A 17958-nucleotide genomic window follows, 5' to 3' on the forward strand; every position below is an offset into this window, starting at 1 on the left:
AAATAGGAACCTTATTATGATCTATTCAATACATTCTAATCAAAATTCATATCCGTTCATTTTACCGAAATTACCTTTTAATCGCGAAGATTTTCTCCCACATTTTACTGCAGAAACGTTTGAATATCATCATGGTAAACATCACCAAGCTTATGTAACAAATTTAAACAATTTACTACAGAATAACCAGGAATTACAGGATAAGAGCTTAGAAGAATTAATAAAGCTAACTTACTCTAAAAATCAGACGATATTTAATAATGCTGCTCAAGTATGGAATCATAGTTTTTTTTGGCATTCAATCAAACCAAATGGTGGCAAGATTCCGGGCGAGAAGATGCTAAATCACATTAACAAAGATTTTGGTAGTTTCGAGAATTTTGTGACTGAATTTAAAGCTGCAGCAGTAAGTCAATTTGGCAGTGGATGGGCTTGGTTTGTCTGTGAACAAGGAAAGCTAAAAATAGTTAAAACTACTAATGCTGATACACCAATTACTCAAGATATTCAGCCTTTACTGGCTTGTGATGTGTGGGAACATGCTTACTATATTGATTATCGAAATAAGCGTCCTGATTATGTTACAACCTATATTGAACATATGATTAATTGGGAATTTGCTGAACTTAATTGTAAAGAATTGCTAAGGTAACGTTGTTATTATTAATATTTATAAATAAAATATTGCTATATTTGTAAATAAATGCTAATATAATATTATAAATATAAATATTGGTATAAGTTATGAAAAGCATTTATGAATATAATCAAGATATAGTTAAGAAAGTACAAGCTGACTTACAGATACAAAAAGCACAGTTGGTTAGTGGTGCTTCTAATGATGATAAGAAAAAAGGATCTTTGCCATTAGATTTTCTAAGTATAAAACATGGTCTAGATGAAGGAGTAGGGCAGAGTAACTTCAATCAGTATAATGCTCAAGGGTTTACAAATTTTGAATTTAAAAAACCTGAGACTACAAAGTCATTTGTTCTGCAACCATTAAGTCAAGTGAATAGTGGATTACTGCAAATTGTTGCCGATGCTTATAGAAGAGGAGATAAGACGATAAAGTTAACAGAAAGTACCTTAAATCAAATAAGAATTGCAGTCCAGGATTCTTCAACTTCAGCAGCGCAGGATGCAATTTTTATCATAAGTAAAGCTGTTGAAAAAGGAGAAAATATTCCTGCAGATTTAATGAACGTAGCATCAATTACTAATAAATTAAATTATGGTAGTAATAATATAATCCCAACTCAAAAGTCATACAATCCTCAGATCATTGCAGCAATAGCTAGTGGTTTTCAAGATGATGAAATTGGTGTTACTAAATTCAATGAAATAACTCTTAATCAACTAAGAGCGGTGTTAACTGATCCATCTGCTGGTTCTAAAGTAAAGCAAGATGCTATTTTTATTGTTACTGAGGCTTTAAAGAAAGCGGGAAAGCCAGGTGCAGAAGAATTAGTAGTTCCTAATGATTTGGTTAAATTAGCTGGTATAGCACCACAAGAACAAAATATTCAAGCACCAATTAATATATATAAGAATTTAGAATCTATAGCAAAGCTATTTGAAAGTGGTAAAAACATCAAATTGACTGCAAAGACTGTGGAGTTAATAAAATCTGCATTACAGCAGAATGCTTTACCACAATCTAAACAATATGCAGCTGATATAGTATTTGCAGCATTTGGTGAAGAAGGGCAAGAGCTGATTACAGAGGAACTGGTAGAACTTGCTCAAAATATTGCATAAAAGCATTTTGGCTATTTTTTAATCAGATTCCAGCTGAAGATACAAGGCGTCATCACGAGCTGATATATCTCCACAAATTTAAAGTGGCTAAAAACATTCCAAAAGCCCGTCATTGCGAGGAATGTGCGTAAGCACACTACGAAGCAATCCAGAAAAAAAATCATAACAGTGACACAGCTTTTACTGTGTTAATCTTTCTGGATTGTCACGGTAGCTGCGCTGCCTCGCAATACAGTTTTAATTGGCAACTTGCTTTATATTTTAACTACACAATTTTTAAATATTCAAAATAAACTTTTCTTACAGCGTAAATCCAAGAAATACATACTAATGTAAAAATTACCATTAATATTGGTGAAATAGAAGTAAAAGTAGCGGCTGGAAAGATTGTAAAGATGATAGATTGTATCAAACCACTTGATGATTTTCCTATTTTGGAACTAACAACATCTACAGCAGCCTTACCTTTGGTTTTTAGCTCATCATCTAAGGGTATATAAAGCATTTGTATGGAGGTATCCCAGATCGAGTATTTGCTACCTTTTGCTAATATATTTTGTAATGCTCCAATTGAGACAGCAAGCGCTAATGGGGTCATTATTATCGCGCCATCAAAAAAGCTCAATATTTGATGATCGAATACTACCAGAAGAAAAAAAGCAATTCCTGTAACCATGATTATAATTGGAGATATTACCGCTGCAGCAAACCAGCTATGGCTACGCATAATATTATTACTGATGATAGTCATGACAATGATTGCAACACCAGTCCAAAGAATATATAAGCTGTTAAATTCAGCATAACTATTTACAGTAGGATATAATTCTTTAATTTTTGCTTTCCACACAGCTTCAACTAGGTTGATTGCAAAGCCAAAAGCTGCCGAACAAATAAGCATTAACCATAGATATTTTGATTTTGCAATATAGCTAAAACTATGCATAATGCTCATTTTTTCTTTTGTAGATCTTGGAGCTTTAGCTCTATTATAAAATGTTGGATTGGTCATTACATTATTGCCAATAAACCTTACCAACAAACATGATAATAGTGCAAAGATTACTACACAAAACACTGATACCTGTATTAAAACTACCTTACTGTTTGCAACATGGATAAAATATTGCATGATTGTACGTTCAGAAGATAAATTCATCATTAATAATCCTACAAATATTAATGATGAATTACCAAATAAAGAAAACAAGGTATAAAATCTTTTTGCTTCTTCGGTAGTAGTAATTTCATTAGCAAACTGCCAAAATAATAAAACATAAAAAATATTCGGCCATAATTCAGCTAAAGTATAAAAAATGATATAGCTCCAATTTCCAGCTAATGCTATATACCACTTTAAATGAGGATGAGCAGACATTATCTGATCTAGTGCAGTGGCATCCATATGAAAGTAGTTAATATTAGGATATAATATAAATGCAAAAATAGCAAAGAACCCTATAAAAACACTAATAAGGTAGTAATAGATTTTTTCAAAACTTAAATGATTAACTAGTTTTGCGTAAATAATTACAAAGATAGCTGCTGTTGGAGTGACACAATAAACTTTAGCAAAACTGGCGACTTCAGCGCTAATTTCAGAGATCAAGATACTGTCCTTAAGAATTCTGAGTATATTTTGATTAAATAAAATACAAAACATTAGCCCAGAGATTGGTATAAATTTTCCAAGTTCATGATGGTGTATTGGCCAAAAAATCTTTCTGAATCGATTTTTAAATAAATATGAATGTACATCCACTGTGAATACGTTCCTTTGTGAGCAACTTAAAGCCTGTCGATCAGTGTATATAAGAGGTGATTTTGCTCACTCAAAACGCAGGCGAAGTTCTGAAACAAACCAAAATACTCTACGGTACTCGATTTCGTTTTTGTCTGAAAAATTCCTCTCTTATATCTAACTGATCTGATAGGCTCTTAAATTAACGGATGTTAAAAAAGATTAGCTATTTTTAGCAGTCGCTTTATAATCTAAAGCTCACAGAGCTCAGTAAAACTAAGCTTCTTCTATGATACCATGCTATCTTTGTCAACAGCAATTTAACTTTACTAATAAAAAAGAATTATGGTACAAGCGGTTTACTATTTTTAATCTTTGTTAAGGCTAAACGTAGTAATGGAGTAATACCGTTTTTGCTAATCGCTGAAATAGCAAATATATCTTTTTGGTTAGTTATTTTTTGTAATAATACAATCTTCTGCTGAATTTCATCATCTAGTAAAGCATCGCATTTATTTAAACAGATAATAGTATCTTTATTCTTAATGGACTCTGAATAAGAAGCTAGTTCATGTCTAATAATTTGGTAATCATTTGCTATATCTTCACTTATTGCATCAATTAAATGAATTAATACACTACAGCGCTCTATATGTTTTAAAAACTTATCTCCTAGACCATAGCCAGTATGAGCTCCTTCAATTAAACCTGGGATATCAGCCAATATAAATTCTTCATCGTCTAGATAAACTACTCCAAGCATTGGCATCAAAGTCGTAAATGGATAGTCGGCAATCTTAGGAGACGCAGCAGTAACTGCCGATAAAAATGTCGATTTGCCGGCATTAGGTAGTCCAACGATGCCTACATCAGATAATATTTTAAGTCGAAGTTGGACAGATAGTTCGCAACCGGCTTCTCCTTCAGTTCTTCGGCGTGGTGCTTGATTGATTGAAGATTTGAAATGACTATTTCCTAATCCTCCGATTCCGCCTTTTAAGATCTCAAAATATTGATTAGTAGTTACTAAATCATATAATAACAAGCCATCATCAGTAAAAATTTGAGTACCTATCGGTACTTTAAGTATTAATGGTTGACCTGATTTACCTGTTTTGTTTGCGCCTTTGCCGTTTTTGCCGTCTTCTGCTTTAAAATGCTGTTTATAGCGAAAATTTACTAAAGTATTTAAATGAGAATCAGCTTCAAATATAATACTGCCGCCATTACCACCATCACCGCCATCAGGCCCGCCCATATCAACATATTTTTCTCGACGAAAACTAACGCAGCCATTACCACCGTCGCCTGCTTTTAAATATATTTTAGCCTCATCAATAAAATGCATAACTTTGTTGTTTCTAGGTTTTTATTTATAATAAAGCTTTTAGATTTTATGTAGTTCTTCATGTCTAGCATTACTTATGACACTATACATCAATAACTGAAAATACTTCAAATTATAATTTCTAATTTTTTGCTTATATCATTACTTTTATCGCTGTGATCTTTGCTCTTTCTGTAGTATTGCTGATTTTTAGGCGATTTAGTTTGGGATTTATGTAATTTAATAATCTTTTTAGCTAATTTAATTACAAATGATGGTTCTATACCGGCTTCAATACATAATTCTTGAAAATATTCACTTCCTCCAAAAATCCAGGCTTTTGCTTCCATTTCTAGTTTTTTTGCTTCGCGAAGATTTGAAGTATTAGTAGCGTCGATGATTGCTTGAGTAATAATTGCTTTTCGCAAACTAATATCAGGGGAAACTTCATATGATTTTAAGCGTTCGAAAGGAGCTTGGAATTTGATTACATTTGACATAATAATATCCGATAATAAATTTAAACAACATTATAATATAGAATCTATGTAATCTATAATGTATTTTTTTAAAAGCAAAACAATCTTTGGTTGTATTGTTTGATAAGATTGAAGTTATAATATAACGATTTTTAGCTTAATGCTAAGAGGATAGATGTATGTAAATAGATGTCTGAGCTTTAATCTTGAGTTAAAGTTGAAAACCTAACTGGTGGTGTTTTGGTAATTGGAGTAAAGAAAAGATAAAAATAGCATGGCTTAAATCGTGAGGTACTAGCTTTTTGATCTGTTTATACGTTAGACCTCTTTCAGAGCTTGTCAGATCAGTAGATATAAAAGGTAATTTTGCTCACTCAAAACGCAGGCGAAGTTCCGAAACAAACTAAAAGACTGCTTGTGGTACTCGAATCAAAGTACGTTGCGGATACTAATACGATATTTTAAACTTTTTTCTTGGAGGAATAAAGACAGTTTTATTTTCTGTTGGCACATCATCATTACTTGGTGCTTTTTCCATAATTCCAACATACCAGTTTGTATTGCGTACTAAACTAATGATATTCCAGCCGTCATCCATATCTTTTTTAATACGTTCTAAATCAGCGGGATTATCGACAAAAGAAATTAATTTTTGTGCAGCACGATTTTTTGATGACATAGGTTTAATCAGTTAAGTTAATTATTATTTAGATATTATCTGCAAATCTTGTTTTTGTCACTTGTTAAATAAAAATAAAAGGCTCTGCCTTTAGCAGCAGAACCTTTTATTTAATAGAGTATTAAATTAATATTCAATAATTAATCTAGTAATCTACCTGTTTCTTGTACTAGTCTATCTGCTAATACTACAGTAGCAATAGCGCCTTTAATACGAGCTACTGACTCTTTAAAGTTATTTGAATCATCTTCGTAATTGGTGTTCAAATAACCATTAGCTGCGTCATCCTGTACTTGAATAGAGTTTGATAAAGCAGCAGAAGCATTTTTCAAGCTTTCAATTTGTCCACCAATTGATGATAAACCATTGGTTACTATGTCACCTACTGTAGTTGCAATAAGAGTTTGAGCTAAAACTTGGTTAGCAGCAGTAGTTAAGTCACCTGCGTTACCAGCATCTAACTTTGTGGTAGCTGCTTTTAGAGCAGGAGCACTGACTTTAATAATATCAGTCATTAATATCCCAACTCTAACGTCTAGTGGAGCAGCTGCTACAGAGGCTGCAACGTTATCATCAAAGAGAATTCTACCATCAAAAGTAGCTCCTACAAACTGACGGTTAAGGTCAGTAGTATTAGCTTGATATAATGCATCTAGAGCAGCTAAAGTTGTAGGGTTTGCGGTATTAGCTTGAGCAATAATATCCTGTAGTCCTACAAGCTGTTGCTTTCCTGCTAATAATATTGACTGAGCAACTTTAAGCAGATTAATACCATAAGAAGCACTTTTAGAAACGCTTTTAAGCACAGATGCTGTATCACGTAACTGAGCACCTACCACATAATCTACGATATTAGCTTTACTTCTATCGCCAGTAGCTAAACGCTCACCGCTTTCACGTAATTTTACGGTAGCTGATTTCATTGCATAGCCAGCGATTTGGCTAATTGGATTAATAAAATCGGTCATATTACCTATTCTCCTTTTAAAGATTTATAATTAAGCTTATTGAGCCATTATAAATTTATTATTATATTTAATAATGAATTTATATTAACTCACTAAGATATATTTGCACTTTCAGTAATCTAAATGATTTTAGATTCTGAGAATGCGTAAATATCTTAATTAATATATTAAGCAAAACTCGTGCCAAACTTCATTATTTTTCGACTAATGATGAAAAGATTTATCCTCAATGTAGTATTTTAGCATACTCATTGTTGATATAAGGAGATAGGGATTATGTGAATGACTATTGTAAGTGAGAGCTATCTTAACTTACCACATTACACCCAGTCATTAACTATAATTCTAATAAAATTTAAATAATCTAGGTTTAAACTTTATCGCTATGAATTGCATTAAATAGTAGGTCAAAAGTAGGTGATAACTTATAAGCAGCCCGCTGTGCTTAACTTTAACTATTTTTTCGACATTTTAATAACCTTTTGAATTTTTTATAATTATGAATATATTTTTCTATATATTTCCATATACATAACATATTTTATTATAAATATCAATAGTTTTTTATATAAATATATAAATAATTTCAAATATTCTTATTTTAATACCTAATGCATGCCAAAATCTTGTGAATTGTGAATGAAGAGTTGGAAGGGGATACTGTAAGGAGTATATTATGATGGTATGAGTTGAGGTGATCACTTTGTCTATACAAAGTTATCACCTTAACTTTAGTCATAGCAGACATAGCTGTTCTATCATCGACATTACCTTTTGTTGGTACTACAGCTTGTATAGTTCAGTCAGTAAGCTTGGGGCGATAAATTTTTATTGAGATAGAATGTTTTTTGCTTGCAGCAATGCGGTGAGTTCGTTGGTATCGTACATTTCCTTGATAATATCGCAGCCGCCGATAAATTCACCTTTAATGTATATTTGGGGGATAGTAGGCCAATTGCTAAAATCTTTGATTGCTTGACGTAAAGCTGGGGAAGTGAGTATATTAATACCTTTGAATGGTACGCCAAGTTTTTTAAATATCGATACTACTACATTAGAGAAACCACATTCTGGAAAATCTGTGGTACCTTTAATAAATAATACTATATCGTTGTTGGTAATTTCATTTTGGATATAATCAAAATTTTCATTTGTTGTCATAATTAAAACCATGATAAAGATTATATCTAATTGCCAGAAATTTTATCATTATGCAAGCTAAAATCGTTGAGCAAATATTTAGTAAGCTCCATGAACATAACCAAAACCCGGCTACAGAATTAAAATATAATAATAATTTTACATTATTAGTTGCAGTGGTATTATCAGCACAAGCTACTGATGTGAGTGTTAATAAGGCGACTAGTGATTTATTTTTATATTATAATAGCCCAGAAAAAATGTTGGCTTTGGGTGAAGATGGACTCAAAAATTATATCAGAACAATAGGTTTGTATCATACTAAGGCGGCAAATATTATAAAAACTTGCCAAGCGCTGATTGAAAGGCATAACGGACAGGTGCCGGCATCATTTGAGGAATTAATAAAATTGCCTGGTGTCGGAGTTAAAACCGCAAATGTAATTTTAAATTGTGCATTTGATCAACCAACTATTGCGGTGGATACTCATGTATTTCGTGTGTCCAAGAGGCTGGGGTTAACACATGCAAAACAGCATAAGCAAGTGGGAGTAGAGTTATTACAAATAATTCCACTAAAATGGCAAAAAATTGCCCATCATTTATTGATTTTACATGGTCGTTATATTTGCAAAGCACGAAGTCCTGACTGTAAGAATTGTTGTATACAGGAATATTGTGAGTATTATAAAAAAATTTACGGCAAATAATAGACTTCTCTCACAAACTCATTCTGGCTGGTGATTTTGTCGTTGAAACTTGTCTTCGGTCCTCACGTACTTCTGTATGCTGCGGTCCTCGACTGCGTTTCGCCTAAAAATCCCTCAGCCATTTCCAAGTTTGTGAGAGAAGTCTAATTTAAAAAATAAAGGATCGTATGAAACATCTCGAAATTTTGCCATATCCAGAAGTTAAACCTATAACAGATACTGCGAAAAGATTGGTGGTATTTTTGCATGGTCTTGGTTCTGATGGGCATGATCTGATTAGTTTGACACCTTTAATGCAAGATATTTTGCCTGATTGTCATTTTATTTCACCGCATGCAGTACAACCGTTTGACATGGCGCCGTACGGCAGGCAGTGGTTTAGTTTGAATGATCGGACGCTAGAGAAAATGCAGCAATTAATTATTCCTAGTGCTGAATTATTGACAAAAATAATTATTGATAAACAACAACAACTAAATTTAACTAATCGTGAGACCATAATCATTGGTTTTTCGCAAGGTACAATGATTGGTCTATATCTTACCTTAATACAAGAGCAACCTTTTGCCAGCATGATTGGTTTTTCAGGGAAGTTAATCAATCCTGCTGCTTGCATTAATAAAAAAACTCCGATCTGTTTAATTCATGGAGATGCTGATGAGGTAGTAGATATTAGCGAGATGTCAAATATTGTTGATTATCTAGCGCGGCATAATATAAAATACTCAAGCTTAACAGTGCCAAATCTAACGCATTCAATTGATGCTAGTGGGATTGAGTATGCCCTAAAATTTATAAGCGATAGTACGGAAGTATAAATATGAATAACATAAACCAGACTTTACTTGCAGTGGATCCAGCCATTGCTGCGATCATTGATTCAGAATATGCAAGACAGCGTGATTGTATTGAGCTTATCGCTTCAGAAAATTTTGCCAGTGCTGCGGTAAGAGCTGCACAAGGTTCAATCTTAACTAATAAATATGCGGAAGGGTATCCCGGTAAACGTTATTATTGTGGTTGTCAAGAAGTTGATAAAATTGAAAGATTAGCAATTGAACGAGCGAAAAAACTATTTGGTTGTGAATATGCAAATGTTCAGCCGCATTCCGGTTCACAAGCTAATCAAGCAGTATTTTTGGCGTTATTACAACCGGGAGATACAATACTTAGCATGTCTATGGATAGTGGTGGGCATTTAACTCATGGGGCATTGCCTAATATGTCCGGAAAATGGTTTAAAGCAGTCCATTATGGAGTAGATCCTGAATCTGAATTAATCGACTATGATCAAGTCGAGATTTTAGCAAAGCTTCATCGCCCTAAATTAATAATTGCTGGCTATTCTGCTTACACACGTAAATTAGACTTCGCTAAATTTAGGGCTATAGCTGATCTAGTTGGAGCATATTTTATGGCTGATATTGCGCACATAGCGGGATTAGTAGCGGCTGGTTTTCATCAAAGTCCGTTAACTTATGCTGATGTGGTGACTTCTACTACTCATAAAACTTTGCGTGGTCCACGTGGTGGAATTATTTTATCAAATGATCAGGAGATTGCTAAAAAGATTGACTCCGCACTTTTTCCTGGCTTGCAAGGAGGTCCATTGATACATGTAATTGCAGCTAAGGCTGTAGCTTTTGTTGAGGCGTTGCATGATGATTATCGCCAATATATCCAGCAAGTTTTGCTTAATGCAAGAATTTTGGGTGAAACTTTACAAAAGAATGGTTATAAAATATTGACTGGTGGTACTGATAATCACATGGTTATTGTCGATTTACGGAAACAGAATATTACTGGTAAAATTGCCGCTGAATCATTAGATCGAGCTGGAATTGCTTGTAATAAAAATAATATTCCCTTTGATACTACTTCACCCTTTGTTACCTCAGGTATCAGGTTAGGTAGCCCTGCTTGTACGACTAGAGGATTTAAAGAACAGGAATTTATCCAGGTTGGTGAGTTGATTAGCAATATTTTACATGGAATAACTAATAATACTCAGGATAATTCTGCAATAGAACGTCAGGTGCTGGAAAAAGTTTTAACACTTACCAAACAGTTTCAGTTATAGTTTTGGAGAGTGTTTTATGATAGGTTAGAAGTGTTTATAAATTATGATATATGATAATTTAAATTAGTTATTACGATTTAACAGACGCGACATTACTTAAAATCACCAAAATCATCTCGGACTTGGCGTTACTTGAACTCGATCCTCTCCTGGACTTGATCGTCATCCCGAACTGACGATGTTAGTTGAAAATGATAGCATCAGCAATCTATTTAATATATTAAATTATGAAATGTCCATTTTGCCATCAACCAAATACATTTGTTAAAGATTCTCGCGATACTGAAGAAGGAAAAACAGTACGTCGTCGACGTTATTGTGAGTTTTGTAAGGGACGGTTTACTACGTTTGAAAGAATACAATTGCGTGAATTATTAGTAGTCAAAAGAACGGGAGCAAAAAAACCTTTTAATCGTCACAAAATAGAACAATCTATTACTACAGCATTACGTAAACGTAATATATCAAATGACCAGATTATTGCTCTTGCTGATAGAATAGTCCTGGAGCTGGAAAGTAGTAATTTGAGAGAAATTCCAACTCGTAAAATTGGTGAAATTATTATGAATGAGCTAGCTAAAATTGATCAGGTAGCTTATATACGTTTTGCTTCAGTATATAAGGATTTTAGTAGTGCTCGTGATTTCGCCATGTTCATTAGTAAAATAAAACAGAAAACACCTTGAATAATAGTTTTGTATCAGGGCTCTATTGACTATTTTCTGTGATTTTGCTATTCTATAAGCTCCAATGGTGCCTGAAAAACACCATAAGATACACCGGTTTATTCCGAACCGTTACCCCGGACTCCTTAGGCTTTAAGCTGGGAGTCCCTCTACTATACAATAGTGCCTTGAGCATAAAGGTAGCGGGGCATGAGTGTATCCATGGTTTTTCAGCTCCCGGCACCAGATTTTATCAAGATTAGTAAAGGAGTTTTGGGTATGGAGTATAATTTTATTGCTGATTTGTTAGCCAAGTTTGTCATTTGTTCTGATTTTATCAAAGCCGCTATTATTATTGATATTGGAATTATTTCAGTCAGTCTGTTTTATTTTATAAAACAGACTATTACTGAGTCAATTAAGTTAATTAGAATTTCTAACACTCCTGTGACTAGCAAAATTAATTAACGGTTGTCAAAATAATTTTGTATGCAATGCCTAAATATATGGCTTGATTCTTTTGAAAAATTAGTGCATATTCTCTTGTTGTTTATATAGGGCGATTAGCTCAGTTGGTAGAGCGCCTCGTTTACACCGAGGTGGTCGGCAGTTCGAGTCTGTCATCGCCCACCAACCCTATTTAATTTTAGTTATATATTATGAAAACTCAAATAAAACAGTGGCTATTTATTGTTACAGGACTCGCTATTATAGGTGGAGGCGTGTTTTTTGGTAAATTTCAGGTGGTCAACGCTGCCGTCAAAGAAGCCCAGAAATTTGAAGATTGGACTGTTGTTTGTAATAAAGATGAGCAAAAAAAACAGCTTTGTTTTCTGAGTCAGCAAGTAAGTATTACTAAGGATGATAAAGCGCAAGTTATAGCTGTATACCAAGTCGGTTATTTTGACAAAGAAAAGAAGCTGAAAATGATTCAAATATTGCCGTTGGGAGTAAACTTACAAGCTGGTACTTCAATTATTATTGGTAAGGAGAATCTAGTTGCTCCAGGCAAATATAGTTTATGTACTGCTGTTGGTTGTCACGCTGTAGCAGAGTTATCGGATAAAGATTTAAATACCATATTTGGTAGTGCTACTAATATGCTAGGGTTTATGAGTGAAGGTAAACAGGTTAATTTACCTATTTCAATTAAAGGCTTAAAAGATGGCATAGAAGCTTTGAAGAAATAATAAAGTTACAAAGCTTTTAAAGAAGAGCGCCGTTATAAAAATAGAGCACGTCTTACTTGAGACCATTTATGGTCTCGCAATGACGATTTTTGACACAGCTCATTGAACACTCTCAAAAAATTACCGCGAATAAAATTTTCCGAAGAAGTCTAATGAAGGAACCAAGTTCTCTGTGGTATCCATAAATCAGTTGTAGTAAGTGAAGAGTGTGGTATCTCTATTCACGTCCCTGGTAAATCTTTACCGTATCAGGTATACAGATGGTGAGTTTGACAACAAACTGCTTTCACGATGTTCATTCCCAGCAACGGCGGAAATCTAGCGTACATCTAAGAGGCTGTCAGATCAGTCTATATAAGAGAGGAATTTTTAGGAAAAACGAAGTCGAGTACCGCAGCGTACCCTTTGTACGTGAGGAACGGAGACGAGTTTTGACAACAAAATTACCTCTTATATAGACTGATCTGACAGCCTCTAAGCATTTGAGGCTTTTATTCCTAGATTCCCGCCGTTGCTGGGAATGACATCGAGTGCGTTAATAAGACTAGTGTATATAATATCATACATCTGGCGTTTGCCAGACCTCTAAATAGATACGGAGCGTGCCTTATTATATCCAATTTTTAACTTACAACAGTCACGGGTTGCTTAGATTTTTAACATAATCTCAAGCAAGACAACTTTTTCTAAAAACCGTGAACACTTACTTGTAAAATCATAGCAATGCTTACAGAAAGATCAGCATCTTTTTATAGATTACCTGCTTCTATTTCAAGTTTTTCAAAGTGAGATACCGCAAATCCAAATCCGATGCATACTGGAACCATAATGACTAGTAATCCCCAATGACCAAAATATTCTATTAAATATACAAGGCCAAAAGAAGTAATAACATGCATTACAGCACGTGATAAAGCAAACATTAAACCAGCATAAGTAAAACGTCTGAAAATAGGAATATGACTATACATAACAGACATCGCTGAAGCAGCGCTAAGAACGAATAGCATGATAAATGACTGAATTAAAAACAAATCATCAGCACTTTTGATATTAGATAACAAGTATGGACAAATTAAGATAAATATTGAAAAGATGATTAGTTTTACTTTAATAATTTTTAATGGATGAATAATATAGCTTAAATAAGTTATTATTAAATAGCCTAATAAATTCATCATTGAAACTATAAAATTTTGATGAATAACTTGTTCAGCACTATAGCCAAAAGAATCTTTAAGGATATGTCCACAGTGAATATATACAAAATAAAAGCAGACAGGCCAGCTACATTGTATTAGAAACAAGGAAAGCAGTGTGATTTTATTAGCTTTTTCTTGAAAAGTAGGATAATTTAAAACAGCCTCTATATGCTCAGGTGTTCGATTAAGTTCTTCAAGATATTTTTTAGCTTTTCGTTTAAAATCAACAAAATCAGGAGTTTCTCTTAAGCGAGTTCTGGCTATGGCTCCAATAACGGCAACACCTGCTCCAATCCAGAAAGCAATCCGCCAATTAAAACCAAAAGAAGTGACTAAAGAAGCAACTCCTAATGCAACATTTCCTCCTATAACAGAAAAAACCGCAATTATGGTTGTAACCGGATATTGCACTGGCGGTTTAGTAATCTCAGTCATGTAAAGTTCAGCTCCTACTATTTCTCCCATTGAAGACATACCTTGAACAACTCGGCATATCGTTACTATCCAAGCAGCACTAATACCAATTTGTTCGTAAGTTGGGAGATTAGCCATAACAATACACGAACAAGCCATCATTGTTGTTGTGATAATAACAGTGGCTCTACGCCCGATATTGTCTCCTATATAACCAAATAATAGTGCCCCTATTGGTCTGGTAACAAAAACAGAACAAAAAGCAAAAGCTGAGATTAATTTAGCTGCATGAGCATCTGTGGTTGGAAAAAATAGTTCATTTAGAAGGACTGCCATATGTACATAAAGCATGAGATCAAAATATTCTAGAAAAGTACCTATTGATAATAATCCAATACATTCTTTTTGTTCTTTATTTAAACCCAACATATATATGTATTTTATTGGTTATTAAATCATGAGTTTAATATATAAGAAAAAAATAATCTAGAGTAAAAACACATAATGTTAAAAAAGTTAAATAAAATATTGGTACTCTTCCTTGGATAGCAATTAGAGCTGCCTATTCTACAACTTTAAACCATGCACAATATAAAGCTGGTAAAAATACTAACGTAAGTATGGTAGCTACAGCAAGTCCACCCATGATTGCATAGGCCATTGGTCCCCAAAATACCGTAGGAGCAATTGGAATCATTCCTAGAATGGCAGCTGTTGCCGTCAAAATTACCGGACGAAAACGATGCATTGTTGCAGCAACAACGGCATCCCAGCGTGGCAAGCCATGAGCAATTTCAGTTTCAATTTGATCGATAATGATGACTGAATTACGTATAATCATACCAATCAGGGCAATAACTCCTAAAATAGCTACAAATCCTAATGGCTTGTCAGCTACCAACAATATAGCAACTACTCCAATTAAGCCTAGAGGTACCACGCTTAAGACTAGGATGACACGTTGGATACTTTGTAGCTGTATCATCAAAAGAGTCACCATAATTATTGACATTAATGGTACCACAGCTGCAACTGAAGCCTGCGATTTAGCACTCTCTTCAGTTGAACCACCGGTTTTAATATAATATCCAGCTGGCAATTGATCATTAAGTTCTGCAATCTTAGGGTGTAGTCTTTTTACCACAGTTGCCGGTAAAACTGCTGCGGTAGTGTCAGCTTGCACGGTAATAGTAGGTAGACGATCTCGACGCCAGATTAAAGGGTACTCCTGTTCATATTCGACTTTGGCAACTTGCATTAATGGTACTTTGCGTCCACTTGGAGTGGAAATCTGTAATGTACTTAAAGAATCAAGCGAGACACGCTGTGAAGCTTCTGCTCGAATTACTACATCTATTAAATAAATACTATCGCGTATTTGAGTAATTTTCATTCCAGAAACTACGGCATTTAATGCAGTAGCTAGATTTTCTGAACTAATACCAAGAAGTTTGGCTTGATTCTGATCAACTTTAATTCGTAACACTCGAGCTGGTTCGATCCAATCAAAATTAATATCTTGAACTTGTGATTCTGAGCCAATAATTTCAGCAAGGCGATATGCTATATCTCTGACTTGTTCTAAATCATGGCCACTAACTCGATATTGCAATGGCCAACCAATCGGTGGTCCCATTTCCAGAGGCATGATTCGGCTATTTATTGCTGCAAATTTTTCTTTAAATTCTTTTTGTAAATAACTTCGCACACGTTCACGTGCTTCGATATTTTTAGTTACAACTACTGTTTGAGCAAAAGATGGATTTGGTTGAGCGGCATCTAGCGGTAAATAAAAACGGATTGCACCGCGACCAATATAAGAGCTCCAACGCACAATATCAGAATTATTTTCTAATAATTGTTCCAATTTTGCTACTTCTGCAGTGGTAGCAAATATAGAAGAATTTTGTGGTAGTTGCATATTTACTAGTAGTTCCGGGCGATCAGATGATGGAAAAAATTGTTGAGGAATATGTTTCATGCTCGCAATTGAGATTATAAATAATGCTACTGTGATGCAGATGGTTTTTTTAGGAGCGCGCATTGCTAGTAATAAAACAGTATGAAAAAATTGCGATAATTTACTTTGCTGTTGAGCATGGTGTTGCAGTTTATCCGGAAGGATAACCAGACCAATTAGTGGAGTAAATACGACTGCCACAAACCAAGAAGCAATCAAAGCAATGCCTATCACTGCAAATAAAGAGAATACATATTCACCAGCAGAGCTACGAGAAAAACCAATAGGTATAAATCCTACTACTGTAACAAGCGTGCCAGTAAGCATTGGAAAAGCAGTAGAAGTATAAGCAAAAGTAGCCGCGCGAACTTTATCCCAGCCTTCTTCCAGTTTCATAATCATCATTTCAACGGTAATCATTGCATCATCAACAAGTAATCCAAGAGCAATAATCAATGCTCCTAAGGAAATTCTTTGCAGATCAATAGCCATAAATTCCATCACTAGAAAGACTATAGCTAATACTAGTGGAATCGAACAAGCAACTACCGCTCCTGCACGCAGGCCAAGGCTTAAGAAACTTACAAATAGTACGATCATGAAAGCTTCTTCTAATGCTTTCATGAACTCAGCTATGTTTTCTTCTACTACTGTAGGTTGATTAGCGACCAACTGATGTTCGATACCAATTGGGAGGTCGGCGCTAATTTTTTCCATTGCTTCTTTTACATTTTCACCAAGAGCCAAAATATCTCCACCTGCAGTCATAGAAATAGCAAGGCCGATAGCAGTTTTCCCATTAAATTTAAATAAAGTTTGAGGAGGGTCGATATAATCTCTTTTAATTGTTATAATATCACTTAATGGAAATAATTTGCCGTTTATATTAATATTTACCTCACGTAGATCTGCTTCTGACTGGAATCCGCCGGAAACTCGTAATAAGACAGTTTCATTTTCTGTTTGCACTACCCCCGCTGGTTTTACAGAATTTTGTGCTTGCAACATTTGGATAAATTCTATTGGTTTGAGACCAAGACCAGCCAGTCTCCTAGTAGAAAATTCAAGATAAACCTTTTCATCCTGATTCCCTAGAATTTCTATTTTTGATACATCTGCTATTTGTAAAAGTTTGGAGCGTACATCTTCAATATAATCTGTTAGTTCGCGTCCAGAAAAACCATCGGCAGTAAAAGCATAAATAATGCCATAAGTATCACCAAATTCATCATTAAAGAATGGCCCTACTACTCCTTGTGGTAAGGTAACTGCAATATCGTTAATTTTCTTACGCACTTGATACCAGCAATCAGGTACTTTGGCTGCTGGAGTAGAGCCTTTTAAATTAACAAATATAGTTGACGATCCTGGAGTAGTAAAGCTCCGTACAAAATCTATATTAGGAGTTTCCTGTAGTTTTTTTTCTAAACGCTCAGTAATTTGATTCATAGTTTCATCAATAGTGGCTCCAGGCCACTTCGCCTGGATCAACATGGTTTTAATCGAGAAAACAGGATCTTCATTACGGCCAAGACGCTGATAGGACATAATCCCGGCGATTGTTAACATAATCATCAGGTACCACACCAGTTCACGATGATTAATAGCCCACTCTGAGAGATTAAAGCGCTCTTTCATTATA

Annotated in this window: 16 protein-coding genes and 1 tRNA gene; 9 read left to right on the forward strand and 8 right to left on the reverse strand. The window is 34.4% G+C overall.

Going from position 1 to position 17958, the window contains the following annotated elements:
* Window positions 1-16 precede the first annotated feature (16 nt).
* On the forward strand, window positions 17-652 hold the full coding sequence (locus Trichorick_RS04970; RefSeq protein ID WP_323737916.1) for a superoxide dismutase: 636 nt from the start codon (window positions 17-19) through the stop codon (window positions 650-652).
* 92 nt (window positions 653-744) lie between these two features.
* A complete protein-coding gene (locus tag Trichorick_RS04975; protein ID WP_323737917.1) occupies window positions 745-1761 on the forward strand; it encodes a hypothetical protein in 1017 nt (338 codons plus the stop codon).
* A 265-nt stretch (window positions 1762-2026) separates the two neighbouring features.
* On the opposite strand, the gene Trichorick_RS04980 is transcribed toward Trichorick_RS04975, so the two are convergent.
* The 6 genes from Trichorick_RS04980 to grxD all read right to left on the reverse strand — a co-directional run bounded on the left by Trichorick_RS04980 (window position 2027) and on the right by grxD (window position 8116).
* Window positions 2027-3523, reverse strand: coding sequence for an Npt1/Npt2 family nucleotide transporter (locus Trichorick_RS04980; protein WP_323737918.1), 1497 nt, complete (start codon window positions 3521-3523; stop codon window positions 2027-2029).
* A gap of 322 nt (window positions 3524-3845) precedes the next feature.
* Window positions 3846-4850: a GTPase ObgE gene (obgE, locus tag Trichorick_RS04985; RefSeq protein ID WP_323737919.1), complete on the reverse strand. Its 1005-nt coding sequence runs from the start codon at window positions 4848-4850 to the stop codon at window positions 3846-3848.
* A 107-nt stretch (window positions 4851-4957) separates the two neighbouring features.
* Window positions 4958-5329, reverse strand: a complete 372-nt coding sequence (locus tag Trichorick_RS04990; protein WP_323737920.1) for a hypothetical protein — start codon at window positions 5327-5329, stop codon at window positions 4958-4960.
* Window positions 5330-5756: 427 nt separating this feature from the next.
* Window positions 5757-5987 carry a DUF2674 domain-containing protein gene (locus tag Trichorick_RS04995; protein WP_323737921.1) on the reverse strand — a complete coding sequence of 77 codons (231 nt, stop codon included), beginning with the start codon at window positions 5985-5987 and terminating at the stop codon, window positions 5757-5759.
* A gap of 140 nt (window positions 5988-6127) precedes the next feature.
* Complete coding sequence (locus Trichorick_RS05000; RefSeq protein ID WP_323737922.1) at window positions 6128-6955, reverse strand: hypothetical protein; 828 nt, start codon at window positions 6953-6955, stop codon at window positions 6128-6130.
* Between the two features lie 828 nt (window positions 6956-7783).
* Window positions 7784-8116 carry a Grx4 family monothiol glutaredoxin gene (grxD, locus tag Trichorick_RS05005; RefSeq protein WP_323737923.1) on the reverse strand — a complete coding sequence of 111 codons (333 nt, stop codon included), beginning with the start codon at window positions 8114-8116 and terminating at the stop codon, window positions 7784-7786.
* A 50-nt stretch (window positions 8117-8166) separates the two neighbouring features.
* Between grxD and nth the strand changes: the two genes are divergently transcribed.
* The 7 genes from nth (at window position 8167) to Trichorick_RS05040 (ending at window position 12740) form a co-directional block, all read left to right on the forward strand.
* On the forward strand, window positions 8167-8805 hold the full coding sequence (gene nth, locus Trichorick_RS05010) for an endonuclease III (RefSeq protein ID WP_323737924.1): 639 nt from the start codon (window positions 8167-8169) through the stop codon (window positions 8803-8805).
* Between the two features lie 167 nt (window positions 8806-8972).
* Window positions 8973-9623 (forward strand): alpha/beta hydrolase, encoded by a 651-nt coding sequence (locus tag Trichorick_RS05015; RefSeq protein ID WP_323737925.1) that lies wholly within the window; start codon window positions 8973-8975, stop codon window positions 9621-9623.
* 2 nt (window positions 9624-9625) lie between these two features.
* Window positions 9626-10885 (forward strand): serine hydroxymethyltransferase, encoded by a 1260-nt coding sequence (gene glyA, locus Trichorick_RS05020; RefSeq protein ID WP_323737926.1) that lies wholly within the window; start codon window positions 9626-9628, stop codon window positions 10883-10885.
* A 227-nt stretch (window positions 10886-11112) separates the two neighbouring features.
* A complete protein-coding gene (gene nrdR / locus Trichorick_RS05025) occupies window positions 11113-11571 on the forward strand; it encodes a transcriptional regulator NrdR (RefSeq protein ID WP_323737927.1) in 459 nt (152 codons plus the stop codon).
* Window positions 11572-11760: 189 nt separating this feature from the next.
* Window positions 11761-12018 (forward strand): hypothetical protein, encoded by a 258-nt coding sequence (locus Trichorick_RS05030; RefSeq protein ID WP_323737928.1) that lies wholly within the window; start codon window positions 11761-11763, stop codon window positions 12016-12018.
* 89 nt (window positions 12019-12107) lie between these two features.
* A tRNA-Val gene (locus Trichorick_RS05035) sits at window positions 12108-12183 on the forward strand.
* 26 nt (window positions 12184-12209) lie between these two features.
* The gene (locus tag Trichorick_RS05040; protein ID WP_323737929.1) at window positions 12210-12740 is read left to right on the forward strand and encodes an invasion associated locus B family protein; all 531 of its coding nucleotides are present in this window, start codon (window positions 12210-12212) and stop codon (window positions 12738-12740) included.
* A gap of 749 nt (window positions 12741-13489) precedes the next feature.
* On the opposite strand, the gene Trichorick_RS05045 is transcribed toward Trichorick_RS05040, so the two are convergent.
* Both Trichorick_RS05045 and Trichorick_RS05050 read right to left on the reverse strand, forming a co-directional pair.
* Window positions 13490-14785: an MFS transporter gene (locus Trichorick_RS05045; RefSeq protein WP_323737930.1), complete on the reverse strand. Its 1296-nt coding sequence runs from the start codon at window positions 14783-14785 to the stop codon at window positions 13490-13492.
* Between the two features lie 133 nt (window positions 14786-14918).
* Window positions 14919-17954 carry an efflux RND transporter permease subunit gene (locus tag Trichorick_RS05050; protein ID WP_323737931.1) on the reverse strand — a complete coding sequence of 1012 codons (3036 nt, stop codon included), beginning with the start codon at window positions 17952-17954 and terminating at the stop codon, window positions 14919-14921.
* Window positions 17955-17958: the final 4 nt, after the last annotated feature.

This window comes from Candidatus Trichorickettsia mobilis (assembly GCF_034366785.1).
Taxonomy (GTDB): Bacteria; Pseudomonadota; Alphaproteobacteria; order Rickettsiales; family Rickettsiaceae; genus Trichorickettsia; species Trichorickettsia mobilis_A.

What these genes read in the sequence shown, in the direction of transcription:
- Trichorick_RS04990 (WP_323737920.1), bottom strand. Translation starts at nt 5,329, where the DNA reads ATGTCAAATGTAATCAAATTCCAAGCTCCTTTCGAACGCTTAAAATCA.
- obgE (WP_323737919.1), bottom strand. Translation starts at nt 4,850, where the DNA reads ATGCATTTTATTGATGAGGCTAAAATATATTTAAAAGCAGGCGACGGT.
- Trichorick_RS05015 (WP_323737925.1), top strand. Translation starts at nt 8,973, where the DNA reads ATGAAACATCTCGAAATTTTGCCATATCCAGAAGTTAAACCTATAACA.
- Trichorick_RS05030 (WP_323737928.1), top strand. Translation starts at nt 11,761, where the DNA reads ATGAGTGTATCCATGGTTTTTCAGCTCCCGGCACCAGATTTTATCAAG.
- glyA (WP_323737926.1), top strand. Translation starts at nt 9,626, where the DNA reads ATGAATAACATAAACCAGACTTTACTTGCAGTGGATCCAGCCATTGCT.
- Trichorick_RS04995 (WP_323737921.1), bottom strand. Translation starts at nt 5,987, where the DNA reads ATGTCATCAAAAAATCGTGCTGCACAAAAATTAATTTCTTTTGTCGAT.
- Trichorick_RS05045 (WP_323737930.1), bottom strand. Translation starts at nt 14,785, where the DNA reads ATGTTGGGTTTAAATAAAGAACAAAAAGAATGTATTGGATTATTATCA.
- nth (WP_323737924.1), top strand. Translation starts at nt 8,167, where the DNA reads ATGCAAGCTAAAATCGTTGAGCAAATATTTAGTAAGCTCCATGAACAT.
- Trichorick_RS04970 (WP_323737916.1), top strand. Translation starts at nt 17, where the DNA reads ATGATCTATTCAATACATTCTAATCAAAATTCATATCCGTTCATTTTA.
- grxD (WP_323737923.1), bottom strand. Translation starts at nt 8,116, where the DNA reads ATGACAACAAATGAAAATTTTGATTATATCCAAAATGAAATTACCAAC.
- Trichorick_RS05040 (WP_323737929.1), top strand. Translation starts at nt 12,210, where the DNA reads ATGAAAACTCAAATAAAACAGTGGCTATTTATTGTTACAGGACTCGCT.
- Trichorick_RS05000 (WP_323737922.1), bottom strand. Translation starts at nt 6,955, where the DNA reads ATGACCGATTTTATTAATCCAATTAGCCAAATCGCTGGCTATGCAATG.
- nrdR (WP_323737927.1), top strand. Translation starts at nt 11,113, where the DNA reads ATGAAATGTCCATTTTGCCATCAACCAAATACATTTGTTAAAGATTCT.
- Trichorick_RS04975 (WP_323737917.1), top strand. Translation starts at nt 745, where the DNA reads ATGAAAAGCATTTATGAATATAATCAAGATATAGTTAAGAAAGTACAA.
- Trichorick_RS05050 (WP_323737931.1), bottom strand. Translation starts at nt 17,954, where the DNA reads ATGAAAGAGCGCTTTAATCTCTCAGAGTGGGCTATTAATCATCGTGAA.